This is a genomic window from Sphingomonas azotifigens NBRC 15497 (genome assembly GCF_002091475.1).
GTDB classification, from domain to species: domain Bacteria; phylum Pseudomonadota; class Alphaproteobacteria; order Sphingomonadales; family Sphingomonadaceae; genus Sphingomonas; species Sphingomonas azotifigens.
In genome coordinates, this window is sequence record NZ_BCTR01000012.1 from 181,948 (window position 1) to 207,130 (window position 25,183).

A 25,183-nucleotide genomic window follows, 5' to 3' on the forward strand; every position below is an offset into this window, starting at 1 on the left:
AAATGGAAGGTGAGCGGTGGAGATGGGGCGACGAAATGCGGCAAAATCTGGGCAGGTAGCCAGGTCAGCGCTCCTGGATCACTGCTACCGCGCCCCCGGTCGAGGCAAGGTCGAGCGTCAGCGGCGTATCGGCGGACAGCCGACGATTCTCGACCTGGACAGCATCAGGCGCGGACCCGTCCGTCCAGATCCGCGCCTCGGCACCGCGCGCGCCGATAAAGTCGAGCGGCACGGTGATCGTGCGCGCCTTCTCGTTGTTCATCGCGCCCAGATACCAGCTTTTGCCCTTGCGCCGGGCCAGCACGATATAGGCGCCCGTTTCGCCGGCGAGAAAGCGCGTCTCGTCCCAGCTGGTCGGCACCTGGCGGATGAAATCGAAGCCCGCGGGACTCGCCGCATAGGTGTCCGGGCTGTCTGCCACCGCCTGCAGCGGCGAGAGAAAGACGACATACATCGCCAGCCCGTGCGCCCGCGTCGACTGCACCATCGGCAGGTCGCCGCGCATGCGGAAATCGGCCGGTGCGACGTTGCGGAAGCCGCCCGGCGTATAGTCCATCGGCCCCAGCAGCCCACGGGTATAGGCGAGCATCACGTCGTTGCCCGCGGTCGCGCGGCTGCTCCATTTGTTGTACTCGGCCCCCATCACCCCTTCCTGGGTGACGAAGTTCGGCCAGGTGCGGGCAAAACCGCGCGGGGCAAAGGCACCGTGCAGGTCGACCATCAGATGGTGCCGCGCCGCCGCACCCAGCAGCTTCTGGTACCAGTTGACCATCCACTGGTCGTCGCGTTCCATGAAGTCGATCTTGATGCCGGCGATGCCGAGCTTCTCGTAGAGCGCGAGGGCATCCTCCATCTGCTCGTCGAGCGCCTGCCAGTGCGCCCAGAGCCACAGCCGTACTTTCTTGCTGCGGGCATAGTCGGCCACGTCCTGGAGGTTGATCGCATCGTCCCATTTGGTGACGTCTACGCCCGGCCGCCGCACCCCGCCGCCGCCGGCGCCGGCATACCATCCCTCGTCGATCATCGTGTAGGGCATGCCGTTTGCCGCGGCGAAGTCGATGAACGCCTTGGCCACCGCCGTCGTCGTGCGTTGGCCGGGAAGCCTGGCGATGGAAGGCCCGCTCCACCAGTCCCAGCTGGTCAGCCCCGGCTGGATCCAGCTGGTGTCCTCGATCCGGCTCGGGCTGGAGAGGTTGGTGAGCAGCGTCGATTCCTGCAGCTTGCCCAGCTGGTCGGCAAGCATCACCACCCGCCATGGCGTCACGATCGGGCTGCCGATGCGGGTGTGCACCGCGATGCGCGGGTCGTCGAGCGAGGGCGACAGCTTCACCTGCAGTCCCGGCCCGCCATCGCCGCGCCCAGTGAGGTACATCGCGGCGAAGTCGATCAGGTCGGCCTCGGCGATGGCGAAGGCGCCCTTGCCCGTCTCGCAGGCGAAGGGCACGTCGAACAGATTGTGGTCGCGCAGCCTTGTCGTGTCGACGGGATCGAACTCGCCCTCGTGGCTCGACCCGAAATGGCCGACATTGAAGCCCCAGCATTTCCAGGGCTGCGGGAAATAGAAGCCGGTGCGTTCGTAGCGCACGACCGCTGCGGCGGTCGCCGGCTGCACCGGCACCAGCATGCGGAAGGCGATGCCGTCGTCATAGGCACGCAGGATGATGTCCATCCGCCGCTTGGCGCCGCCGCGCTCCTGCAGATGGACGATGCGCTGGTTGTAGTGGTCGCGGCCCTCGGCGGCCTTGCCGAGGACGATCTTGTAGCGCGTGTCGGCGCTGCTCGCCTCGCTGCCGGTAACGGCCATGCCCCAGCCGAGCATGTCGCGATCGAGATCGAGCGCGATCGGCGCAGGGGCCAGCACCAACTCGCCGCGCCGCTGCACGGTATAGTTGGGAATGCCCTGCCGATCGAGCGCCACCACCACGCGGTTCGCGCCGTCGGGAGAGACCACCTCCAGCGTCTGCCCGGCGGCCGGAGCCGCGACCAGCAGCGCCGCCGTGCCGAGCAACTGCTTCACGCGCGGCGGGCCTTCAGGATCGGTTCGATCACCGTCGCCATCGCGTCATAGCCGGCTTCGGTGGGATGGACGCCGTCCGAGGCGAGGCCCGGCTTCATCGCGCCCTTCGCGTCGGACAGTACCGGGGTATAGTCGACCCAGGTCAGCCGCTCGGCCTTGGCATAGCCCTGCAGCCAGGCGTTGATCTCGCGAATCGGGCCCAGCACGTCGAGGCCCGGGCGCCACGGGAAATGGTCCGAGGGCGGCACCGCGGCGAGAAGGACGCCGATGCCGTTGGCCTTGGCGATCTGCGTCATCATGCGGAAATTGTCGTAGGTCTGCGCCCGCGTCATCGGGCCGGTATTGCCGGCGATGTCGTTGGTGCCCGCCATGATGTGGACGAAGCGCGGCTTGAGATGCACCACGTCGGCCATCATCCGCAGCACCATTTGCGGCGTCGTCTGGCCGCCGATGCCGCGGCCGACCCGGCCGGAGGTGAAGAAACCCGGGCGCTTACTCTTCCAACCCTCGGTGATCGAGTCGCCGAGGAAGACGATGTTCACCTTCTCGCCGGCGGCTAGGATGCGGGCATTGTCGGCGGCGTAGCGGCTGAGTTCGGGAAAGTCCTCGTGCAACAGGCGTTCCTTGCGCTGCTGATAGGTCTCCTGCGTCTGCGCGCGGGCGACGAGGGGCAGCGCAAGCGCGCCGGCGAGCAGCGAACGGCGGCGGAGGGACATCCCGATTCTCCTGGAGAAGGTCTTGGTCGTTGGGGGCCGAGCGTGGCGCAACGCTGCGGGAGCGTCAAACCCTCGCCCGGCCCTTGCAGATCAGTGCAGCGAAGCCCCCCCGCCGGCACGCACCGGCTTGGCACGACCCGCGGCGATCGCGAACCCGCATAGCACCACGTAGCACAGCGCCGGGACGATCAGCGCGAAGGCATAGCCGTGCAGATCGGCGACCTTGCCGACCAGCAGCGGCAGCAGCGCGCCGCCGACGATCGCGGTGCAGAGCAGGCCCGAGGTCGCCTCCTCGCTGGCACCCGACCGCTCGAGCGTCAGGGTGAAGATCACGGGAAACATGATCGAGTTGAACAGGCCGATCGACAGCGCGACGAAGCCCGCGGTGACGCCGCCGACCGCGACGACATAGAGGCACATCGCCGCCGCAATGATGGTGAACAACGCGAGCAGCTTGTCCGCCCGGACGCGGGTGAGCAGCAGCGAGCCGAGCGCGCGCCCGACCATCGCCCCGCCCCAGTAGAAGGCGACGGCCTTGCCGGCCTCCTGGAGCGACACGCCGTGGACGCCGTCGCTGCCCATCAGCGTGCCGAGGATCGGCACCCCGAACGGCGCGTCGGACTGGCCCCAGATGCTGTTGTCGTTGAGGAACAGCGCCATCTGCGTGCCGATCGACACTTCGGCGCCGACATAGAGGAAGATGCCGAGCGCGCCGAACAGCGCCCAGCCCGACGCGAAGGCGTCGAACAGGCCCGAGGTGCCCTTGTGCGCGGGCGCGGCATCGCTGACGACGCGGCGGCTGAGGAAGAAGAACACTGCGAGCGCGAGGATCAGCCCGCAGATCCACAGATAGGCGGTATCAATGCCCGCCAGCGCCTCGGCCCGGACCGCCGGATCGACGACCGCGCCCGACTTCACCTCGACGCCCTTGAGGAACAGATGCGCGCCGAGCAGCGGGCCGAGAAAGGTGCCGAAGGAGTTGAAGGTCTGGCTCAGCACCAGCCGGAAATGGCTGCGCTGCGGATCGCCGAGCGCCGCCGCCAGCGGGTTGGCCGCGACCTGCAGCACGGTGATGCCGCTCGCCAGCACGAACAGCCCGAGCAGCACCAGCCAGTAATTGGCAAGGTTTGCCGCAGTCAGCATGATCAGGCAGGCCACCGCCATGGTGCAGAGTGCCAGCAGGATCGACGGCACCGCCTTGAGCCGCGAGACCAGCGCAGCCGCCGGCAACGACACCACGAAATAGGCGAAGAAGAAGGCAAACGCGCTCGCCTGCGCCTGCAGATTGGTGAGCGTGAAGATGCCCTTCACCGCCGCGACGAGCGGATCGACCAGCGAGGTGATGAACCCCCAGGCGAAGAACAGCGTTGTTACCGCGGCGAATGCCAGCGTGGTGTGCGTTGAACGTGCGGTGGCCAAGCGATCCCTCTCCTGCCCCAATGGTTTTGCGGGGTCGACGCTTCCCGACAACGTTGGCAAAAGTCAAGCTGGGCCGGGGGCGGCTTTTCGTACTCGCATGTGGACGCGGCCCTCGCTTATAGGCCAATGCGTTGGTAAACGACGCGGCGAGTGGAGTATTGCGCGTGGACGAAGTGAAGCCGGTGGGAACGAAAGCATTGTTGACGAAGGGGGTAGCCGCACTGGCGTTGGCGGGCGCGATCGCCTCTCCGGCAGCGGCCCAGTTCCGGCTGATCCCGAAGCCGAAGACGGCAGAAACGCCGGCCACACGCCCGCAGCCGACCCCCGTGAGCCAGGTGCAGACGCAGACGCCGCGGCCCGTCGCAACGCCCACTCCGCGCGCGCCGCAGACGCAGACCCCGGCCGTGCAGACGCCCAAGCCGAGCCTCGCGCCGCCCCAGGTGCAGCCGACTCCGATCGCACCCGCGCCGCTGGTGCAGGCGGCGCCCTTGCCGTCGCTGACCAGCAAGCAGATCGCGGAGCTGCGCCAGTTGCTGACCGATGCCGGCCTGTCGCAGGGCCTGCGGCGGATGACCAGCACCGTCACGCTGCCGAACGACAGCGACGGCATGGTGCGCGCCGCGCTCGATTATGCGCGCGCGGTCCATAGCGGCCGGCTCGATTCGAGCGACTTCATCAACGATTGGGGCCTGCGCCCTGCCCCGTTCGATCCGGCACCCGGCTTTGCCGACGCGGTCAAGCGCGATCGCCTCGCCGCCTGGATCCGCGCGCTGCCGCCGCCCTATGCCGGCTATGACGGCCTCGAGAAGGGACTGGTCGCCTATCGCGCCATCCTCACCTCGGGCGGCTGGGCGAAGCTCGCGCCGGGGCCCGATCTCGGCAAGGGCGCCAGCGGCGCGCGCGTCAAGGCGCTGCGCAAGCGGCTCGCCGTCGAGGACAAGCAGGTGTCAACCAGCGGCGACGTGTTCGACCAGGATCTCCAGGACGCGGTGCTGCGCGCCCAGCGCCGCTACGGCCTGCGCCCGACCGGGGTGGTATCGACCGGCACGCTTGCCGCGCTCAACGTGCCGGTGGAGGCGCGTGTGCGCCAGATCATGGCGAACATGGAGCGCTGGCGCTGGCTGCCGCAGACGCTGCCCGCCAAGCGCATCCAGGTGAACATCGCCGCGGCGGTGATGACCGTGTTCGACGGCGACAGCCCGATCGCCTCGATGAAGGCCGTGACCGGGCGTCCCGGCAACGAGACCCCGATGCTCCAGTCGCGCATCCACTCGATCGTGCTCAATCCGCCATGGAACGTGCCGAGCGGCATCGCGGCCAAGGAGCTGTGGCCCAAGGGGGAGGCCTATCTGAAAGCGCATGGCTATCGCATCATCGGCACCGGCCCCGATCGCCGTCTGCAGCAGGAGTCGGGCCCGAAGAGCGCACTCGGCCGCTACAAGTTCGATTTCGACAATCCCTATGCCGTGTATCTGCACGACACGCCGGTGCAGTCGGGCTTCAACAGCTACAGCCGGCTCGACAGCCATGGCTGCGTGCGACTGGAAAAGCCCGGCCCGCTCGCCGAGCTGCTGCTGAAGAACGATCCGAACTGGCAGCCCGACGCGATCGCCGCGCAGCTCGAAGGCACCAAGACCGTGCGCGTGCGGCTGGCGGATGCCGACCAGGTCGCCGTGTATCTGCTCTACTGGACCGCCTTTGCGGGCCCCGACGGTGCGATGAACTTCCGTGACGACCCGTATAATTGGGACGCACTGCTCGCCGAGAAGATCGAAGCCCGGGCCGCGGTGAGCGCCGCGACTGCCTCCTGACCCCTTATCGGAAGGAATATTTGATGAAGCTGCGCATGATCGCGACCCTGGCCGGCGCGGCCGTTTCCCTCGCCGCCTGCGGTGGCGGGGACAATGGCCCCACCCCGCCCGACGCCAATGTCACCGAAATCACCGTCCCCGAGACGCCGGCGACGGTGAACGTCTCGACGCAGGAACCCGCCGCGGCCGAGCCCGCGAACGCGGCGCCGGAACCGCTGCCCACTGCAACGCCAACGCCGTTCAGCGACCGCGAACAGACCGAGGCGGACGCGGCGGCAACCGGCATGACCTCGCGCGTCGATCGCAACGCCGAGGGTGAGAACCAGGAAAAGAAGCAGTAAGCTGAGAAGTACGCCGGGTGCGCGTCAGCGCGCGCGCCCGGCCTCCGGCAGCGCCACGCGCGCCAGCACGAGCTGCAGTTGGCCCAGCGTATAGCCGGCCGCATGAAAGGCGACGACTTCGTCCTTGGGCAGCGCGTCGCCGCCATGCCAGGCGAGCACCGCGATGCGGCGCAGCGTCTCGAGCTTGGCATCGGCAAGCCGCGGGCTGGCCCGCTCTCCACCAAAGAACAGCGCGAGCCAGCGCGACCAGCGGCCCGGAGCGTCGAGCGAGGACAGGCGATCGCGGGCGGCCAGCGCCACGACCTGCCATTCGAGCGGCGACAGCGTGGCACCGACCGTGTCCAACGGAGCGGCAAGGGCTTGACCGCGAGATAGGGTGAGATCGAGATACGCCATGCCTGCACTCCCTGCTACTGCGGATGCAAGCCTCCCCCGGCCGCGCCATTGCAGGCACAGCCTTGGCCGTTCCGCCGATCGTTCCATCCTGTTCGTGCCGACCACCCTGGGTTTGCCCATTGGCGGCCTGCGCGTGTGTGCCAACCTAGGTCGGCGTGCTGAACCTGCGCTGTCTAAACCTGCAGATCGTTTCGCTATTGTGTTCCTCTACGCCCACCTGCCGTAAGGTCAAGCTAAAATCGTACTGGGCAGTACTCTTTTCACCCCCCTCTCGAAATGCGGTGCGGGATGGCTCATGAGACCATGATGATAGTCCCCCGCCGAACGCTGCTAGCCGGGCTTGCGACGTCGATGGTTTCGCCCGTCCGCGCAGGCGTTTCGGACGCCACCAGCGAATCGCGGTTGCACGCGGTGCTCGACCACGCTGGGCAGGATCCGGGCGCAGGTCTCGCAGCATTGTCGAGGTTCGACGCGGAGCAGTTGCCGGCATCGGCAAGGCTGGACCTGCTGACTGCCCGGGCCGGGCTGGCGATCGACGTCGAAAGGGCGCGGCTTGGGCCCTCGGCGGACCCCGTGGCAGCCTATGCACTGCGGCTGCGCCGGACCACTGGCGACCGTGTCGACCCGGCTCGCCTCCGCGCGCGAATGGAGCGCGAGCGGACCCGTGTTCTGGCGCGCGCGAATTTTTTGTTCACCCGCATCGGCCTGCCGAGCGGTACGACCGGCGAACGCTATTCGACGCTGTGGCGCGACTCGCGTCGGCTGTACGCAGACGACGATGGCGGCCGTGCCCGCGCCATCGATGACATGAACCGCTGGCTGGCAGCGGCGTTCGCATGGCTGGCCCACTGGTTCGGCCCGCTCCCGCCCGAGGTGGGCGCGGTGCGCGCCATGCGCATGCCGGCCGTCGAGGAGGCTGGGGGCAAGCAAGGGTATCGGATTGTCCCCGAGCCTGGCCGTCCCGGGCGCTATGTTGTCGATCTCCGCGAGATCCAGCGGCGCCCGTCCTGGACCCTGCCGGCCGTGGTCCATCACGAGTTGCTGCCGGGCCATATGGTCCAGCTGCCGCTTGAGGCACACGCCAGACCCCACCCGCTCCGGCTCGACTATGCCCAATCCTTTGCCGAAGGCTGGGCGATCTATGCCGAGGGACTGGCGGCGGCCGCCGGCCTCTATCGCGGCGACCCCCATGGCGAACTCGGTTTCTGCCATTGGCGGCTGTTCCGGCTCTGCCGGGCCCAGGCCGATCTCGCCCTGCATCTCGGCGGATCGAGCCGCGCCACCGTGCTCGCCGATTGGCGATCGGTGCTCGGCGAGCCTGCCTATTTCGCGCCCTTCGAGGCAGACCTGGATCGCATTGCCCGCGACCCTGCGGCGCGCGCCGCCGAGGCAGCAATGTGGCTGGCGATCGAGGATCGCGCCGGTGCGCGGCCGGCGCGCAGCTTCCACCGGTCCTTGCTGCAACATGGCCGGATGCGGATCGACGCTTTTCCATGATGTAAAGATGAACCCTGCCCTACGAAGCGGTTCAGCCTCGTGAAGCGCCGACTCGGTTAGCCTCTCCCCATCGAGACGGAAGAAAGGAGCTACCGATGAAGCTGATGAAGTTCTTCGCAATTGCCGGGTTCATGGCGACCGGGCTCACCGGCGCCACTGCCGCCCAGGCGCAGGACTGGCGCTACCGCGACCATCACGAGCGGCGCTGGGACCGGCACGATCGCTGGGACCGCCCGGATCGCCACCGCGGCTGGGACAGGGGCCGCCATTACGGCTGGAACCGTGACTATCGCTACCGCAGCCGCACCGTCTGCTGGGACGAATGGCGCCATGGCCGCCCGGTGCAGGTCTGCCGCCGCCGCTGACCTTCAGGGAGCGCCCGCCGGAAGAGACGGGCGCTCCCCCTATTCCCCCGCCAGCGGGAGCCGGAAGATAAAGCGGGCCCCCGCGCCAAGCGCACTGTCCACCATCACGTCGCCGCCCATCGCGCGCGCCAGCCGCCGGGCGATGTAGAGGCCGAGGCCGCTGCCGCCCGGCTCCGATGGATCGACCCGACCGAATTTCTCGAAGATGCGCGGCTGGTCTGCCGGCGCGATGCCTTTGCCCTGATCGGCGACGATCACACAGCCCATCTCCGCTGTGCGTTCCAGCCGCACCCAGACCCTCGCGCCGCTGGGGCTGTACCGCACCGCATTGCCGATCAGGTTGACCAGCACCTGCAGCGCCCGGCGGAACTCGCCGCGGACGCGCAGCGTCGCGTCTGCCGCCGGCGCTTCGATCCGCACGTCCCCCTCGCTGCCGCGGATGCGAAGCAGCGCAGCGGCCCGGCGGGCAACATCGGCGAGATCGATCGTCTCCGCCGCAATGGCAAAATCGGGGCGCTCGATCGCCTGCAGATCGACGAGATCCTCGACCAGCCCGAGCAGATGTCGGCCGGCATCGGCGATATCGGCGGCATAGCTGGCATAGTCGCCGCGAATCGGTCCTTCCGCCTGGCCGCCAATCGAGTCGGCATGGGCGATGATGCGGGCGAGCGGGCCGCGCAGGGCCCGCTCGAGACGACGGCCGAAGCCGTGCGGGAACGCAGGAGCTTGCCCGGTGCCGGTCGCCGGGTGCGGCGCGGGCGCTTCGGGATCGAGCAGCCGCGCGGCGCCCAGAAAGCCGACAAATCGACCGGTCGGATCGCTGCGCGGCATCGCATCGAGCTGCACCATCTGTCCGGTGCCGCGCACTTCGGCGGGCTGGCCATCGAAGCGCGCCTTGGCCGAAACGGCGGTGAGGATCGGCAACGCGCCCGCGGCATCCTGCGCCAGCGCAAACAGGCGAGTGAGCGGCTGGCCCAGCATCTCGCCCAGGTCGAAGCCATAGCGGTCGCCCACCTCGGGCGAGAGAAAGGTCAGGCGCAGCGCGCTGTCGGTCTCCCAGAACCAGTCGCCCGTCGCGCGCAGGAAGTCGGCATCGCGTCCTGCCTCGCCCGACGGGCGCCAGGCCGAACGCGGCCGCCAGCCGCTGACCTCGAGCCGCACGCCGCCACGATCGGGCCCGGCACGCACCCACAGGTCGAGTTCGGCATCGCCATCGGCGGCGACCACGCTGCGGGAGAGCGAGATGCCGAGCCGATAGGCGATCTGCGCGATTGCGGCGATGCCGGGCAGCGCCAGCGGCGCCCCGATCTCGCCGCCGGCACGATCGTTCAGCGCGCGCAGCAGCGGTTCGGCATCGAGCAGCCGCCCGCCCCCGTCCAACCGCGCCACCGCCAGCGGCACCACCGGATCGAGCGACCGCACCGCCATCATCCCGCCTGACCGCGGCGGATCGCGGCGCGCGCCATGCGGAACTCGGGATCGAGCTGGAGTTGCGCGATCAGTTCGCGCCCGATCGCGGGATCGAGCGCGGGCAGCACGTCGATTGCATCGGCAAGAGCAGCCAGGTCGCGGCGGGGATCGGCATTGCAGAGCGTGAAGCAAAGCTCGGCAATCCCCTCGCGCGGTACCGCCAGTGCATGCAGCACGAGCAGAAGCCGCTCGGCGCCCGCATCGAGCAGCAGTCCGCGGGCCTCTGCATAGGCGATGCCGGCGCCCCAGGCGATCAGCGCAAGCAGCAACGGCACGCGGCGATCGCGCAGTGCCTCGAGCAGCAGCCGCGGCAGCTCGTGCGGCTGGGGATCGAGCGCCGCCACCAGCGCGAGTGCCGCCGCCGCCACCTGTTCGCCACTCCGGCGATCGGCAAGCGCGATTTCCGCACGGACGGCGGCACACAAGGCCTCGTCCAGGGTCGTCCCCGCCAGAATACCAGCCTGTTCGCGCATCGCTGCCGCTACCCACCAAAGCAGCTGCGCGTGCAAGCGCGGCGGCAATTGCCAGCGTCCCGCATCAGGACGGCGCGCCTGGCTTTCGGCCAGCAGCAGCGTGCGCGCGGCCTGGGCGAGATCGGGCGCGGGATGATCGGCAAGGCGGTTGAGCAGGCTCGGCCGGGTGGGATCATCGGGGGCGTGGTGCGGCAGGCCCTCGGCGAGCTGGTCTAGCCGCACCCGCGCCAACAGTTCGTCGACCAGTACCGGGTCCGCGACCAGCCCGGCGGCCTGGAGCAGCGGCAGGGTCGGTCCGACGCCCGGAAATCCTTGCAGCGCAACCGCGGCGAACAGGCTCCGCTCGAGGCTGTCGACAAGCTGCTCCAGCATGCCGCGCAGTGCCAGGCGGGTGCGTTCGTCCATGCGCAGCGCCTCGGGAATCGCGAGATCTCGGGCGGTCGCCTCGCGCAGTGCTCGCGCGTGCGCCGCCGCTGCTGCGGCACGGGCTCGCAGATCGGGTGCGCCGACGGAAGGCCCGTCGCGCGGTTCGAAGGGGCCGGGCGCCATGCCAAGGACCATAGCGGGCCTGGCTTAACCGAGCCCTAAGACTTGCCGCGCACCGCCTCGATCGCCGCGGTCAGCGTCGCCAGGCCATAGAGCGCCACCGCCGACAGTCCCCAGCTGGCATGGCCGATCAGCGCGAAGGGGGTGAGCACCAGCAACTGTGCCGCCGCGTTCGCCCACCAGCGGCGCCGCGCAACGGGCATGCGGCCGACGAGCAGTTGCAGGACGACGCCGCTCGCCGCGAGCAGCAGCGGCGTGGCGGTGCCGATCGCGCGGAACTCGCGCCAGCCGATCGCCGCAAGCAGCAGCACGAACAGGCCGAGGATCGCCACTTCGATCCGTCGGGCCCGCGGCTCCTCGCCGCGCAGCGCCGCGTGCGACACCGCGGTCGCAAAGCCGAGCGTCGCGACCAGCGCGACCAGCATGCCGATGCCTTCCCAGCCGGCCAGCACGGTCAGCAACGCCGCCACCGACACGACACCGCCCAGCGCGAGCGGCGCCCAGTCCGGAATGTCGCGCGCCAGCAGCTGGGGCAAAATGTAGCGCGCGCCCCGGCTGAACACCCAGCGATCGGCCCATAGCGTTCGGCGGTCGCTCAGCGCCGCGAGCACTGCGTCGTTGCGGGCGGCAAGCCCATCGCCGCTCCGCTCCACCGCATGGCCGGCGCGCGCCCAGCCGGGTGCCAGCGGCACCTGCAGCGCGCCGGATTGCGCCGCAACGCGGAGCAGCGCCGACTGGAAGTCGTAATCCTCGGGCATGGTGGCGATATGGGCGAGGTGCCGCGTCTCGATCCGCGCGATGCCTGCCCAGCAGTGGCGCATGTCAAGCCGCTCGATCGCCGCGGGCGATTCGGCATCGTCGGTGACGAGCAGCGCCGCATGCGGCTCGGCCGCCATCCGCTCCATCACCGGGTCGATGGTGACCAGACCGTCCGCCAGCACCAGCACATCGGCGTCGCGCAGCACCTTCTCCGCGGCCTCCTCGGCCGAGCGGACGATGTCGACCTTCAGCTGACCCCGCCCCGCGCGCTCGATCGCGGCGAGGAATTGCGGCGTCACCTTGCCGACGGCAACCAGCACCTGCTCGGCACCGATGCCGGCCAGCAGGCGGATCTGATATTCGAGCAGGCTCATGCCGCCAAAGGGCAGGCTGGCGACCAGCGTGCCGGGGCGATCCCGCGCCTCCTCGACGGCGAAGATCAGCCCGGCCAGCGCGCGTTCGGGAGCGACCATCATGCCCTCCATCAGTAGAGCAGGTGCGGCCGGCGTGCCGCGACCCACGCCGCTTCGTCGGGCAGCGTCAGCGCATCGAGATCGGCCGGTACGGCAGCGGCATCGTCGACCCATTCGCGCAAGCCCGGCCCGCCGTTGATCACGTTGATCGCCAGCTTGTCGAAGACATATTCATACGCGAAATCGCGCCACAGGGCATAGTCGGGAGCGAGCGCGCGGATCGCCTTGAAGGCGAGCGCCTGCACCCGCCACGGTCGGAACGCCGTGTGGTCATAGGCCGGACCCTCGGCATGGACGAACACGCCCGCGCAAAGCTGGCCGACATGCTTGTGGAAGGTCGGCTGGAACCACATGTCGCGCAGCGTGCAGCCGGTCAGCCAGTCGGGCGCGCGCCGCTGCATCTCCGCGATCACCGCGCGCGCATCGATGTCTGGCGCGCCGAACAGTTCGAGCGGCCGCGTGGTACCGCGGCCCTCGGAAAGCGTCGTCCCTTCCAGCATCACCGTGCCCGCATAGGCGCGGGCCATGTTGACGTTGGCGGCATTGGGGCTCGGGTTGATCCAGGGGCGCTCGGCCGGCCAGCCAAATCCCGGGGCAGCATCGGGTGCCCAGCCCTGCATCGCCACGACCTGATACTCGACGTCGAGGCCATAATGCGCGATGAACCAGTGGCCGAGCTCGCCCAGCGTCATGCCGTGGCGCATCGGCATCGGCCCGGCGCCGACGAAGCTCTCCCAACCCGCCAGCAGCGTCAGTCCTTCGACCGGCCGACCCGCCGGATTGGGGCGATCGAGCACCCATACCGCCTTGCGGTGCTTGGCGGCGGCTTCGAGGACATAGAGCAGCGTCGTCACGAAGGTGTAGATGCGGCACCCGACATCCTGCAGGTCGACCAGCAGCACGTCGAACGTGTCCATCGACGCGTCGGTCGGCCGGCGGACCTCGCCGTACAGGCTGAACACCGGCACGCCATATTGCGGATCGGTGAAGTCCGGCGACTCCATCATGTTGTCCTGCAGGTCGCCGCGCACCCCGTGCTGCGGGCCGAACACCGCCGAGATGTTGACACCTCCCGCCACCAGGGCGTCGAGGCTGTGCGTGAGGTCGGCCGTCACCGAGGCGGGATGGGCGAGCAGCGCCACGCGCTTGCCCGCCAGCGGCGCGCGAAGATCGGGTTCGGCGAGGAGGCGATCGATTCCGAAAAGCATGTCAGACTGCTGGCGGCAGTTGGGCGACAAAGCAATCGGGATCGTGGAAATCGGGCGCATTGCCGCCATGGCGCAGCGCCCAATAGGATTTGGTGCCGTCGATCTCCTCGATCACTGCGGTGATACCCAGCCGCAGGGCCCCGATGCCAATGCCGCGCATTGCGACGGAAACCGCCATGGCGGCTTCCTCCTGACGAAGGCGGATCGCCGGGGCCTCGGCCATGGCGAGCGGCGCCATGCCTTCGCGGCGCGCGGTAAAGCCATAGGCCGCCCATTGGCCCGAGGGGGCGAAGTTGAACTCGCGATAGGCGGCACCAGCGTCTGCGACGAACAGTTCGAGACAGGTCGTCCGCCAGAGCCCGTCGGTTCGCTCGGGCGGGCGGCTGGGCGGAAGGCGCAGCCCCCCGGGCGCGGCGGTGATGGCGTAGGTCAGGGCAAGCCCGTCGCCCCTTCGCCGTATCGTGCAGGTCACGGACAACACGGATTGCGGCGGCATCGCCGGGTGCGGCAGCAAGGAGAACTCCATATCCCCTATTATGCAGAAACCGTGCGGTTCGTCAGCCATGCCCTACCCCGTATTGCCCGCAGACAAAGTCCATGGCAGCGCAACAATTCCTCCGTAGAGCGACGCCGATGAAGTTCCTGCACACCTTTCAGCTTGCCGCCTATCTCGACACGCTGCTCAGCTACAGCCTGGCGCTGCTCCTCGGCGCGGCGATCGGGGCGGAGCGGCAGTTCCGCCAGCGCACCGCAGGCCTGCGCACCAATGCGCTGGTCGCGCTCGGCTCGGCCGCATTCGTCGATCTCGCCCAGCGCATCGCCGGCGATCTCGAGGCGGTGCGGGTGATCTCCTATGTCGTCTCGGGCATCGGCTTTCTCGGCGCCGGCGTGATCATGAAAGAGGGGATGAATGTGCGCGGGCTGAACACCGCGGCGACCTTGTGGTGCTCGGCGGCCGTGGGCGCCTGCGCGGGCAGCGACATGGCGGCCGAGGCGGCGACGCTGGCGGTGTTCGTGATCGCCGGCAACACGCTGCTGCGGCCGCTGGTCAACGCGATCAACCGCGTGCCGCTCGCCGGCGGGCAGATCGAGGCGCATTATTTCGTGACGCTCACCACGGTGCCGGCCGAGGTCGATCGGCTGCGCGACCTGCTCACCGACCATCTCGAACTGATGCGCTACCCGGTCGCCGAGATCGAGACGATCGAACGCCCCGACGATCGGATCGAACTGCGCGCGCGCCTCGTCTCCACCGCCGCGCTCGATGCCGAGCTCGACAGCATCATCGCGCATCTCTCGAAGCGCCACGACGTCCAGCACGCCAGCTGGGAACTGCAGACGCAGGATTGAGCCGCCGGGGATGACGCGCGGCCCGGCTTTGGCTATGCGGCCTCGCACTATGACCGAATACAGCTCCGATCTGCTCCGCCTGCTCGCCTCGCGCGGGTACATCCACCAGGTGACCGACGCCGAGGGCCTCGACGCGCTCGCCGCCAAGCAGATCGTGCCGGGCTATATCGGCTTTGATCCCACCGCGCCGTCGCTCCACGTCGGCAGCCTGGTGCAGATCATGCTGCTCCGCCGCCTGCAGCAGGCGGGCCATAAGCCGATCGTGCTGATGGGCGGCGGCACCGGCAAGATCGGCGATCCGAGCTTCAAGGACGAAGCCCGCAAGATGCTGACGCTCGACACGATCAGCAGCAACATCGCCTCGATCAAGACCGTGTTCGAGAATTTCCTGACCTTCGGCGACGGCCCCACCGACGCGGTGATGGTCGACAATGCCGACTGGCTCGACAAGCTCGAGTACATCCCCTTCCTGCGCGACATCGGCCGGCATTTCTCGATCAACCGGATGCTGAGCTTTGATTCGGTCAAGCTGCGGCTCGATCGCGAGCAATCGCTGAGCTTCCTCGAGTTCAACTACATGATTCTCCAGGGCTATGACTTCCTGGAGCTGTCGCGCCGCGCGGGCTGCCGCCTGCAGATGGGCGGATCGGACCAGTGGGGCAATATCGTCAACGGCATCGAGCTGTCGCGCCGCGTCGACGGCACCGACGTCTATGGCGTCACCACGCCGCTGATCACCACGGCGGACGGCGGCAAGATGGGCAAGACCATGTCCGGTGCGGTGTGGCTCAACCCCGACCAACTGCCGCATTATGATTACTGGCAGTTCTGGCGGAACACCGACGACCGCGACGTCGGCCGCTTCCTGCGGCTGTTCACCGATCTGCCGCTCGACGAGATCGCCCGGCTCGAGGCGCTGGAAGGCGCCGAGATCAACGAGGCGAAGAAGATCCTCGCCAACGAAGCGACCGCGATGTGCCGCGGCCGCGCCGCTGCCGAGGAAGCGGCCGAAACCGCGCGCAAGACCTTCGAGGAAGGCGCCGCCGGCGGGGCACTGCCGACGCTGGCGGTCACCGGCGGCAGCATCAGCGTGGTCGATGCACTTGTCGGCCTTGGCTTCTGCGCCTCCAAGGGCGAGGCCCGGCGGCTGATCAAGGGCGGCGGCGCGCGCGTCGAAGGCGAGAAGATCGACGACGAAGCCGCGACGATCGCGGTCTCGGGCGAGGTCCGCCTCTCCGCCGGCAAGAAGCATCACGGGCTGCTGACGCCGCAGGGTTAAAGCCCGGGAAACCAATGCTGTTCGGCACCCGTTTACTGCTTTGGGTTAAATATAACCCTGTACCTCCAGTATGTAACGAGGCCGTGTGAGCGTATCGGGTGCCAAGCTGGCGAGCGCCGACGATCGTCTGCTGCATCGCGACGAAGTCGAGCATCGCACCCGGGCGACGGGGCCCGATGCCCGGTCGATCGGCCTGCTCGTGGTCAACGTCTCGCCGCAAGGGCTGATGGCGCGGTGTGAGGCGCCGCTGGAGCCCGGCGATCTGCTGCGAATCCAGCTGCCGATTGCGGGGGAAACCGGCGCGGAGGTGCGCTGGGCGCTGGGCGGCCGGATCGGCTGCCAGTTTCTCCAGCCGATCACCGATCCCGACTATGTGTCCATCGTCACGGCGATGCGCGCCCGCTGATCAGCCGGCGCGGAGCAGCCCCACCGCTGCGTCGCGCTCGAACAGGTAGAGCGCCACCCGCGCCGCCTGTCCGCGCTCGCCCTTGAGCCCGCCATCGCGATCGACCAGCAGCCGCGCGTCGTCATTGGCCGCGGGCAGCAGCGCGCCGAGCATGTCCGGCTCGGCGAGGCGGAACTGCATGTCGCCCGATTGCCGCGTGCCGAGCAGTTCGCCGGCGCCGCGCAGCCGCAGATCCTCCTCGGCGATGCGGAAGCCGTCATTGCTCTCACGCATCAGCGCCAGCCGCGCCCGCGCTGTTTCGCTCAGATGGTTGCCGCGCAGGAGCACGCAGACCGAACGGCCGCCGCCCCGCCCGACCCGGCCGCGCAGCTGGTGAAGTTGTGCCAGTCCAAAGCGATCAGCATGCTCGATCACGATCAGCGTCGCATTGGGCACGTCGACGCCGACTTCGATCACCGTCGTCGCAACCAGCACGCCGAGCTCGCCGGCCGAGAAGCGCGCCATCACCGCGTCCTTCTCCGGCCCCTTCATCCGGCCATGGATCAGCCCGACCTTGTCGCCGAAATGCGACTGCAGCTCGGCCGCGCGCGCCTCGGCGGCGGCGAGGTCGCTCTTCTCGCTCTCCTCCACCAGCGGGCATACCCAATAGGCTTGCCCGCCATTCGCCAGATGCCGCCCGAGCCCACCGACGACTTCACCCAGCCGCTCCTCCGAGATCACGCTGGTCTCGATCGGCTGGCGGCCCGGCGGCATCTCGTCGAGCCGGCTGACGTCCATTTCGCCATATTGGGCGAGCGTCAGCGTCCGCGGGATCGGCGTGGCGGTCATCACCAGCAGGTGCGGCGGGCGTTCCGCTTTCGCCTGGAGCATCATCCGCTGGGCGACGCCGAAGCGATGCTGCTCGTCGACCACCACCAGCGCGAGGTCGCGATAGGTCACGCCTTCCTGGAAGATGGCGTGGGTGCCGATCAGGATGTCGATCTCGCCCGCGGCGAGGCCCATCAGCGTCGCCTCGCGGGCCTTGCCCTTGTCGCGGCCGGTGAGGATCGCGACGTTGACGCCGAGCGGAGCAAGCGTGCGGCTGAGCGTCTCGTAATGCTGCCGCGCGAGGATCTCGGTCGGCGCCAGCAGCGCCCCCTGCGCCCCCGCCTCCGCCGCGATCAGCAGCGCCATCGTCGCGACCAAGGTCTTGCCCGAGCCGACATCGCCCTGCAGCATCCGCAGCATCGGCTGGGTCTGCGCCATGTCGCCTTCGATCTCGGCGATGGTGCGGCTCTGCGCGCCGGTGGGCGCGTACGGCAGCTTCAGTTTGTCGCGCAGCCGACCGTCACCCGCCAGCGCACGCCCTCGCTTCGCGCGCGCCTCGCCGCGCACCAGCAGCAGCGCCAGCTGGTTGGCGAAGACCTCGTCATAGGCGAGCCGCTCGCGCGCCTTGGCATCGGCGGGATCGGCATGGATGCGCGCGATCGCCTCGCGCCAGTCGGGCCAGCCCTTCTGTGCCTTGAGGCTGGGCTCGATCCACTCGGGAAGCTCGGGGGCCCGCTCGATCGCCTGCGCGGCCAGCGCGGCGATGCGCTTCGAGGTGATGCCTTCCGAACAGGGATAGATCGCCTCGCGTCCGCCGACGCTCTCGACCTGATCGAGCGGCAGGACATGATCCGGATGGACCATCTGCAGGTCCTGGCCATAATGTTCGAGCTTGCCCGAGACCCAGCGCGGCTCGTTCAGCGGCAGCAGCTTCTTCGCCCAGCCCGAGCTGCCGCCGAAATAGACGAGGCTGACGTGGTTGCCCTTGGCGTCGACCGCCTGCACCCGCGCTGGCGAACGCGGTCCGCCGCCGAAGCGATATTGTACGGGCGTCAGCGTGATCGCGATCACCTTGCCCGAATCGGCCATGTCGAGTTCGTCGCGCGGGATTCGATCGACGAATCCGGTCGGCAGGTGGAAGGCGACGTCCACCACCCGCGCCAGCCCCAGCTTCTCCATCGGCTTGGCCAGCGCCGGGCCGATGCCCTTGAGCGCAGTGACTTCGGCAAACAGCGGGTTGAGAAGCTCGGGACGCATCGCCCCGCCCTATCGTGCGGCGGGGCGGCTGACAAATGGCGCTGCGGCGGCCGCAGCGCCGATGGTTCTTTTCAGGCGTTCAGGAAAATCGGGCTGTGGCTGGCAAGCGCGGCTTCGATCGCCATCACGACTTCGGGCACCGACGAACCGATCACGACTTCATGATCCTTGCCGAACGAGATCACGCCTACGTCTTCCCCCGCCATGTTGATCGTGCTCACCGTACGCACCGCAGCGATATTGACGAGCATCGGCTCGCCGTTGATCGACTTCAGCATCACGAAACGCAGCTTGTTTTGAATCGACTCACTCATCGCACTTGGCCCTACTCACCCCAATGAGACTTCGGGTCTAACGCGCCTGGGTTAACAAGCCGTCCATCGCGTGCCCCGGAAAGCTCCGCTGGCCTTTGGCCTCCGCGCTGCCTATCTGCCCCCATAGCTGATAACTTCGTCGGCCGCGTCACGGCGCGCAGCCGGCCCTTTGCCGTCGGAAAACACATCATGGATCGAGAAACCCGCCTCAAGCGTCTCCGCTTCCGCAGTTGGCACCGCGGCACCAAGGAAGCCGATCTGCTGATCGGCGGCTTTTTCGACCAGCATGGCGAACGCTGGAGCGACGCGGAGATCGCGCTGTTCGAGACGCTGCTGGAAGAGCAGGACGTCGACATCATGGCCTGGGCGATGGGAACCGACACCGCCCCGGAGCGCTACCGGGGGACGATTCTCGATGCGCTGAAGACCCTGAATTACGTGCCTATTTCCGAGTAAGCGGCAAAGTCCCCCTCACCCTTCCCACCGCCTCCGGCGGCGGGCCCCTTCCCTCTCCCCTTGTGGGAGAGGGAAGGGGCCGCGAAGCGGCGGAAGGGTGAGGGGGAAGACGATACAGACTCCGACGCGAGACCCCATGCCCGACCTGAAGACGATCCTTTCCGCCCAGCACCCGCTGACGCTCGCCGGCGTGCCGAGCGGCTTCCTGCCCTGGATGCTGGCCGATGTCGCGCGCGCCAGCCGGATGGCGGTGTTCGTCGCCGCCGACGAAGCGGGCATGCGCGCGGTGGCGAGCACCGCCACCTTCTTCGCGCCGGAACTGGAGGTCCTCAGCTACCCTGCCTGGGACTGCCTTCCCTATGATCGCGCCAGCCCGACCTTGCGGGTGATGGCCGAGCGGCTGTCGACACTGCATGCGCTCCAGAACAAGGGCACCGCGCCGCGGCTGCTCGTCACCACCGTCAACGCCGCCACGCAGCGCACGCTCACGCCGTTCCGCATCCGCCAGTTGGTCGCGCGACTCGCGCCCGCCGAGCGGATCGGGCTCGACAAGCTCGCGGCGCGACTCCAGGCCAACGGCTATGTCCGCGTCGAGACGGTCAACGATCACGGCGAGTTCGCGGTGCGCGGCGGCCTGGTCGACCTGTTCCCCAGCGGCGCCGAGCAGGCGCTGCGGCTCGATTTCTTCGGCGACGAGATCGAGAGCGTCCGCACCTTCGATCCGCAGGACCAGCGCACCACCGGCCGCGTGGACGGCTTCACCCTGCTGCCCGCCAGCGAGGCACTGCTCGACGAGGAGAGCATCAAGCGCTTCCGCAGCGGCTATCGCGACCGCTTCGGCGCGACCGCGACCGGCGACCCGCTCTACCAGGCGATCAGCGAGGGCCGCCGCCTCGCCGGCATGGAGCATTGGCTGCCGCTGTTCGAGGAACGGCTGGAGACGCTGTTCGACCACCTGCCCGACCATGCCGTGATCGTCCGCGACAGCGGCGCGCCGGCCGCCGCTGAGCAGCGCTTCGAGGCGATCAAGGACTATCAGGATAACCGCATCAAGGCGCAGTCGGCCGATCCGGGCAGCTATCGCCCGCTCAAGGCCGGCGACCTTTATCTGCTCGCCAAGGAGTGGCAGGCGCAGGTCGATGCGCAGCCGATGCACCTGGCGACGCCGTTCCACGAGCCCGAATCTGCCCAGGTCGTCGAGTTCGGCGTCGACGGGCCCCGCGACTTCGCGCCCGAGCGCGCTGCCGCCAGCAATGTCTATGAAGCGGTGGTCGCGCACCTCAAGGCGCTGCGCACACAGGGCAAGAAGCCGATCCTCGCCAGCTATTCAAACGGCGCCCGCGAGCGGCTGAAGGGGCTGCTCGAGGATCACGGCCTCACCGGCGCGGTGCCGGTCGACGGCTGGCAGCCGGCGCTCGGCGTGGCCAATCCGAACGGCAGCGGGCTGCAGGTCGCGCTGCTCGTGCTGCCGCTCGACCATGGCTTCACCACCCCCGACGTGGCGGTGCTCACCGAGCAGGACATGCTCGGCGACCGGCTCGTCCGCCGCGCCAAGCGCCGCAAGAATACCGACGCCTTCCTCCAGGAACTGGCGACGCTCTCGCCCGGCGATCTCGTCGTCCATCTCGATCACGGCATCGGCCGCTACGACGGGCTGACCCAGATCCCGGTGCAGAAGGCGCCGCACGATTGCGTCGCGCTCGAATATGCCGGCGGCGACAAGCTCTACGTGCCCGTCGAGAATCTCGAAGTGCTGAGCCGCTACGGCTCGGGCGAGGAAGGCGCTGCGCTCGATCGCCTCGGCGGCGAGGCCTGGCAGCGCCGCAAGGCGCGGATGAAGGAGCGGATCCGCGAGATCGCTGGCGAGCTGATCGCCACCGCGGCCCTGCGCGCCACCCGCGGCGCCGAGATCGCCGAGCCGGATCATGGCGGCTACCCGGCGTTCGTCGATCGCTTCCCCTTCGAGGAAACCGACGACCAGGACCGCGCAATCGGCGACGTGCTCGGCGACCTTGCCGCCGGGCGGCCGATGGACCGGCTCGTCGTCGGCGATGTCGGCTTCGGCAAGACCGAGGTCGCGCTGCGCGCCGCCTTCGTCGCGGCGATGGCCGGCATGCAGGTGGCGGTGGTGTGCCCCACCACCCTGCTCGCCCGCCAGCACTACAACAACTTCAAGACGCGCTTCGAAGGCTTCCCGCTCGAGATCGGCCGCCTCTCCCGCCTGGTCACCGCCGGCGAGACCAAGAAGGTGAAGGACGGCCTCGCCGCCGGCACGATCGACATCGTCGTCGGCACCCATGCCGTGCTGGCGAAGAATATCGAGTTCAAGCGGCTCGGCCTCGTCATCGTCGACGAGGAGCAGCGCTTTGGCGTGACCCACAAGGAGCGGCTCAAGGCACTCAAGACCGACGTCCACGTCCTCACCCTCACCGCCACCCCGATCCCGCGCACGCTGCAGATGGCGATGAGCGGGCTGCGCGAGCTCTCGGTGATCCAGACGCCGCCGGTCGATCGCCTGGCGGTGCGCACCTATGTGATGCCCTGGGATCCGGTGGTGCTGCGCGAGGCGCTGCTCCGCGAACATTATCGCGGCGGGCAGAGCTATTTCGTCACCCCCCGCATCGCCGACCTGCCCGAGATCGAGGAATTCCTCCGCAACGAGGTGCCCGAAGTCCGCTATGTCGTCGCGCATGGGCAAATGGCGCCGACCGAAGTGGAGGAGCGGATCTCCGCCTTCTACGATCGCAAGTTCGAGGTGCTGGTCTCGACCACCATCGTCGAGAGCGGGCTCGACATTCCGAGCGCCAACACGTTGATCATCAACCGCGCCGACAAGTTCGGCCTCGCCCAGCTCTACCAGCTGCGCGGCCGCGTCGGCCGGGCGAAGACCCGCGCCTATGCCTATATGACCACCCCGCCCCAGCGGCAGATGACCGAGGCGGCGGAAAAGCGGCTCAAGGTGTTGTCCGACCTGGAGAGCCTGGGCGCGGGCTTCCAGCTCGCCAGCCACGATCTCGACATTCGCGGCGCGGGCAATTTGCTCGGCGACGAGCAGTCGGGCCACATCAAGGAAGTCGGCTACGAACTCTACCAGTCGATGCTGGAAGAGGCGATCCTCGACGCCAAGGCCGGGGGCCTGCGCGACGAGAGCCGGCCCAAGGACCTGTCGCCGCAGATCACCGTCGATGCGCCGATCCTCATCCCCGAGGAATATGTCCCCGATCTCGACCTGCGCATGGGCCTGTATCGCCGCCTCAACGAGATCGAGGATACCGACGGCATCGAGAGCTTCGCCGCCGAGTTGATCGATCGCTTCGGCAAGCTGCCCGAGGCGACCGACAATCTGCTGCGGCTGATCGAGACCAAGCTCAACGCCAAGAAGGCGTGCATCGCCAAGCTCGACCTGGGGCCGAAGGGCGCGCTGGTGTCGTTCCACAACGACCATTTCCCCAATCCCGCCGGGCTGATCGCCTATGTCGAGAAATTGGGCGAGACGGCGCGGTTGCGGCCGGACATGAAGCTGGTGATCAACCGCGCCTGGGCGAACCCGGCGGCGCGGCTGCACGGCGCGCTGCAGCTTTCCCGCGGCCTCGCACGCGCCGCGGGCTGAACCGGCTCAGCTGCTGTGCTCGGCGATGATCTTCCATCCACCGGCTTCGTGGTGCAGCACGAGGCTGGTGGGACCGGACGCGCTGTGCCCATCCGGATAGCGTAGCGTATAGCGGCCGATATACAGCGCATAGTCTGGTCCAAGCGAGCGATAGTCCAGCCGATCGATCGTCAGCGTGCCCCGCTTGGCAGGATCGGCGAAGTCATATTTGGCCCGATAGCGCGCAATCATTGCGGGCTTGCCGTGGATCAGCCCCTCGCCTGCGACGAAACTGGTGCGGGCGTCATCCGCATAGACCGCCATGAAGCGATCGACGTCGCCGGCGTTCCAGCCGGCGACACTCTGCGCCATGGCAGCATCGATCTCCACTTGCGCCGGCTCCGCCACCACCAGAAACAACCCGAGCAGCAGCATTCCCCAAGTCCTCCCTCTATTGCCCGGCAACGGGGTCGCGACAGCGCACCCAGGAGCCTAGCCTTCAGTGCGGCCGCTGACGATCGTTCCGCAAGGCGCTCTTTTCGGTGCGATCGTTTGAGCTTAGCGCTTATCCACCGGATTTATACTTATGCGTCCCACCTGTCCCTCGGGACATCCTATGATGTTTAAAGTTCGCTCTGCTGCGTCGTCGCGGCAACGCGGAAAAGCAGATTAGGTCGAGGAGACGTCGGTGCCCGAACAGATGAAGTCGCGGCTGAGCTTCATGGAACTGGACGAGCGCCAGCAGGCCACGTTGCGCGCCACCCAGCCCTGGGTGCAGGTCACGCTGGGCGACGCGCTGGACCGCTTCTATGCGCGTGCCGCCGCGACGCCGGAGACCGCGCGCTTCTTCCGCGACAAGGCGCACATGAACCGCGCCAAGGCTGCGCAGGAAAAGCACTGGGCGCGCATCGCCGCGGCAGACTTCACCGGCGAATATCATGCCAGCGCCCGCCGCATCGGCGCCACCCACGCCCATATCGGGCTGGAGCCGCGCTGGTATGTCGGCAGCTATGCGATCGTGCTGGAGCACCTCATTGCCGGCGTGCATCGCCTCAACAACCCGTTCAAGCGCCTGTTGCAGCTGTTCCGCGGCCCCAGTTCCGAACAGGCGACCATCGCGCTGGTCAAGGCCGCGCTGCTCGACATGGAAGTGTCGCTGTCGATCTATTTCGAGGAGGCCCAGGCCGAACGCGAGACCGCGGTCACGGCCTTTGAGAACGCCCTCACCGCGCTGGCGGAAGGCGACCTCACCAACGAACTGAGCGGCCTCCCGTCGAGCTTCACCGCGCTCGAGAAGAGCTACAACAAGACGCTCGACCGGATCCGCGAGATGCTCGCCTCGGTCAGCGACGGCACGATGCGTATCCGCTCGGGCATCAACGAGATTTCGCAGGCGGCCGAGGATCTCTCGCGCCGTACCCAGGGCAATGCGGCGAGCCTCGAAGAGACCACCGCAGCGGTTTCGCAGATGGAAGCCCGCTTTCGCTCGACCGCGGAGGCCGCGCGTCACACCGTCACCCGCGCCGACCAGGCGCTCAGCACCGTCGGCCAGGGCCGCGCGATCGCCGACGAAGCCTCGCAGGCAATGGGCCGCGTCTCCGAAGCCGCCAAGGGTACCGACAGCGTCATCGAGGGCCTCGACAAAATTGCCTTCCAGACCCGCGTTCTCGCGATGAACGCCGCCGTCGAGGCCGGCCGTGCGGGGGAAGCCGGTCGCGGCTTCGCGGTCGTCGCCGATCTCGTCTCGGCGCTCGCGATGCGCGCCGAGGAAGAGGCCGGCCGCGCGCGCGAACAGCTCACCATGACCCAGGCCGAGATCGTCACCGCCGTGGACGCGGTGCAGAAGGTGGACGGCGCGCTGGCGAACATCTCCGGCGACGTCAGCCAGGTGCACGACCTGCTCGGCAGCATGGCGGCCGACAATGGCGCGCAGTCGACCGCGATCAGCGAAATTTCGCACGCTGTCGGCGCGATGGACCGCGCGACCCAGCAGAACGCCGCGATGGTCGAACAGACTTCCGCCGCCGCGCAGAACCTCGCCAACGAAGTCAGCGACCTGGCAAAGCTGGCCTCGCAGTTCCGCACCGAGCGCACCGACGCGAAGCTGGGCGGCTACCGCCCGCTGCCCAGTGCCGCGATCTCCGCGCTGACCCGGCCCGATCTCTGATCGGGTCGGCCGCCGCTTAGAGTCCGTTTGGAAATTCGCGAAAAAGCGAATTTCAAGGCGGCACCGG

At 68.4% G+C, this 25,183-nt stretch carries 22 protein-coding genes; 10 read left to right on the plus strand and 12 right to left on the minus strand.

Going from position 1 to position 25,183, the window contains the following annotated elements; all coding sequences use genetic code 11:
• Window positions 1-64: 64 nt before the first annotated feature.
• From SAZ01S_RS06175 to SAZ01S_RS06185, 3 genes are all read right to left on the minus strand, one after another.
• Window positions 65-2,017, minus strand: coding sequence for a glycoside hydrolase family 97 protein (locus tag SAZ01S_RS06175; protein WP_084581069.1), 1,953 nt, complete (start codon window positions 2,015-2,017; stop codon window positions 65-67).
• Window positions 2,014-2,733: a GDSL-type esterase/lipase family protein gene (locus SAZ01S_RS06180; protein WP_084581071.1), complete on the minus strand. Its 720-nt coding sequence runs from the start codon at window positions 2,731-2,733 to the stop codon at window positions 2,014-2,016. Before SAZ01S_RS06180 ends, SAZ01S_RS06175 begins: the two co-directional genes overlap by 4 nt.
• A 90-nt stretch (window positions 2,734-2,823) precedes the next feature.
• Complete coding sequence (locus SAZ01S_RS06185) at window positions 2,824-4,152, minus strand: MFS transporter (protein WP_084581072.1); 1,329 nt, start codon at window positions 4,150-4,152, stop codon at window positions 2,824-2,826.
• 200 nt (window positions 4,153-4,352) lie between these two features.
• Here SAZ01S_RS06185 and SAZ01S_RS06190 point away from each other — a divergent pair, with 200 nt between their 5' ends.
• A complete protein-coding gene (locus tag SAZ01S_RS06190; RefSeq protein ID WP_245824638.1) occupies window positions 4,353-5,963 on the plus strand; it encodes a L,D-transpeptidase family protein in 1,611 nt (536 codons plus the stop codon).
• Between the two features lie 23 nt (window positions 5,964-5,986).
• The gene (locus tag SAZ01S_RS06195) at window positions 5,987-6,304 is read left to right on the plus strand and encodes a hypothetical protein (RefSeq protein WP_084581074.1); all 318 of its coding nucleotides are present in this window, start codon (window positions 5,987-5,989) and stop codon (window positions 6,302-6,304) included.
• Between the two features lie 24 nt (window positions 6,305-6,328).
• On the opposite strand, the gene SAZ01S_RS06200 is transcribed toward SAZ01S_RS06195, so the two are convergent.
• Window positions 6,329-6,700 carry a hypothetical protein gene (locus tag SAZ01S_RS06200; protein WP_084581076.1) on the minus strand — a complete coding sequence of 124 codons (372 nt, stop codon included), beginning with the start codon at window positions 6,698-6,700 and terminating at the stop codon, window positions 6,329-6,331.
• Window positions 6,701-7,003: 303 nt separating this feature from the next.
• Here SAZ01S_RS06200 and SAZ01S_RS06205 point away from each other — a divergent pair, with 303 nt between their 5' ends.
• Together SAZ01S_RS06205 and SAZ01S_RS06210 are read left to right on the plus strand one after the other, a co-directional pair.
• A complete protein-coding gene (locus SAZ01S_RS06205) occupies window positions 7,004-8,197 on the plus strand; it encodes a DUF885 family protein (protein WP_084581077.1) in 1,194 nt (397 codons plus the stop codon).
• A 95-nt stretch (window positions 8,198-8,292) separates the two neighbouring features.
• Window positions 8,293-8,562, plus strand: coding sequence for a hypothetical protein (locus tag SAZ01S_RS06210; RefSeq protein ID WP_084581079.1), 270 nt, complete (start codon window positions 8,293-8,295; stop codon window positions 8,560-8,562).
• Window positions 8,563-8,601: 39 nt separating this feature from the next.
• Here SAZ01S_RS06210 and SAZ01S_RS06215 read toward each other — a convergent pair whose 3' ends face one another.
• Genes SAZ01S_RS06215 through SAZ01S_RS06235 form a run of 5 tightly spaced genes read right to left on the minus strand, consistent with a single transcriptional unit; the run spans window position 8,602 to window position 14,056 of the window.
• A complete protein-coding gene (locus SAZ01S_RS06215) occupies window positions 8,602-9,993 on the minus strand; it encodes a PAS domain-containing sensor histidine kinase (RefSeq protein WP_084581081.1) in 1,392 nt (463 codons plus the stop codon).
• The gene (locus SAZ01S_RS06220) at window positions 9,990-11,054 is read right to left on the minus strand and encodes a DUF2336 domain-containing protein (protein WP_084581083.1); all 1,065 of its coding nucleotides are present in this window, start codon (window positions 11,052-11,054) and stop codon (window positions 9,990-9,992) included. The genes SAZ01S_RS06215 and SAZ01S_RS06220 overlap by 4 nt, the downstream gene beginning before the upstream one ends.
• Window positions 11,055-11,089: 35 nt before the next feature.
• Window positions 11,090-12,286 (minus strand): hypothetical protein, encoded by a 1,197-nt coding sequence (locus SAZ01S_RS06225; protein ID WP_245824640.1) that lies wholly within the window; start codon window positions 12,284-12,286, stop codon window positions 11,090-11,092.
• Window positions 12,287-12,294: 8 nt separating this feature from the next.
• Entirely contained in the window at window positions 12,295-13,491 is a 1,197-nt protein-coding gene (locus tag SAZ01S_RS06230) for an exo-beta-N-acetylmuramidase NamZ family protein (protein WP_084581084.1), read from the minus strand.
• A gap of 1 nt (window position 13,492) precedes the next feature.
• A complete protein-coding gene (locus SAZ01S_RS06235) occupies window positions 13,493-14,056 on the minus strand; it encodes a DOMON-like domain-containing protein (protein ID WP_218018028.1) in 564 nt (187 codons plus the stop codon).
• 68 nt (window positions 14,057-14,124) lie between these two features.
• On the opposite strand from SAZ01S_RS06235, the gene SAZ01S_RS06240 reads away from it, so the two are divergent.
• The 3 genes from SAZ01S_RS06240 (at window position 14,125) to SAZ01S_RS06250 (ending at window position 16,526) form a co-directional block, all read left to right on the plus strand.
• Complete coding sequence (locus tag SAZ01S_RS06240) at window positions 14,125-14,841, plus strand: MgtC/SapB family protein (RefSeq protein WP_084581088.1); 717 nt, start codon at window positions 14,125-14,127, stop codon at window positions 14,839-14,841.
• Window positions 14,842-14,890: 49 nt separating this feature from the next.
• Window positions 14,891-16,120, plus strand: coding sequence for a tyrosine--tRNA ligase (gene tyrS / locus SAZ01S_RS06245; protein WP_084581090.1), 1,230 nt, complete (start codon window positions 14,891-14,893; stop codon window positions 16,118-16,120).
• Between the two features lie 85 nt (window positions 16,121-16,205).
• Complete coding sequence (locus tag SAZ01S_RS06250; RefSeq protein ID WP_084581092.1) at window positions 16,206-16,526, plus strand: PilZ domain-containing protein; 321 nt, start codon at window positions 16,206-16,208, stop codon at window positions 16,524-16,526.
• Here SAZ01S_RS06250 and recG read toward each other — a convergent pair whose 3' ends face one another.
• A complete protein-coding gene (gene recG / locus SAZ01S_RS06255) occupies window positions 16,527-18,590 on the minus strand; it encodes an ATP-dependent DNA helicase RecG (RefSeq protein WP_084581094.1) in 2,064 nt (687 codons plus the stop codon). It lies immediately after the preceding gene.
• 71 nt (window positions 18,591-18,661) lie between these two features.
• Window positions 18,662-18,904: a hypothetical protein gene (locus tag SAZ01S_RS06260; RefSeq protein ID WP_084581096.1), complete on the minus strand. Its 243-nt coding sequence runs from the start codon at window positions 18,902-18,904 to the stop codon at window positions 18,662-18,664.
• Window positions 18,905-19,093: 189 nt separating this feature from the next.
• Here SAZ01S_RS06260 and SAZ01S_RS06265 point away from each other — a divergent pair, with 189 nt between their 5' ends.
• Window positions 19,094-19,360 (plus strand): FAD assembly factor SdhE, encoded by a 267-nt coding sequence (locus SAZ01S_RS06265; RefSeq protein WP_084581098.1) that lies wholly within the window; start codon window positions 19,094-19,096, stop codon window positions 19,358-19,360.
• A gap of 136 nt (window positions 19,361-19,496) precedes the next feature.
• Window positions 19,497-22,970: a transcription-repair coupling factor gene (gene mfd / locus SAZ01S_RS06270; protein WP_084581100.1), complete on the plus strand. Its 3,474-nt coding sequence runs from the start codon at window positions 19,497-19,499 to the stop codon at window positions 22,968-22,970.
• A 6-nt stretch (window positions 22,971-22,976) separates the two neighbouring features.
• On the opposite strand, the gene SAZ01S_RS06275 is transcribed toward mfd, so the two are convergent.
• Window positions 22,977-23,384 carry a YybH family protein gene (locus tag SAZ01S_RS06275; RefSeq protein ID WP_084581102.1) on the minus strand — a complete coding sequence of 136 codons (408 nt, stop codon included), beginning with the start codon at window positions 23,382-23,384 and terminating at the stop codon, window positions 22,977-22,979.
• A gap of 265 nt (window positions 23,385-23,649) precedes the next feature.
• On the opposite strand from SAZ01S_RS06275, the gene SAZ01S_RS06280 reads away from it, so the two are divergent.
• Window positions 23,650-25,116: a globin-coupled sensor protein gene (locus SAZ01S_RS06280; protein WP_084581104.1), complete on the plus strand. Its 1,467-nt coding sequence runs from the start codon at window positions 23,650-23,652 to the stop codon at window positions 25,114-25,116.
• Window positions 25,117-25,183 lie beyond the last annotated feature (67 nt).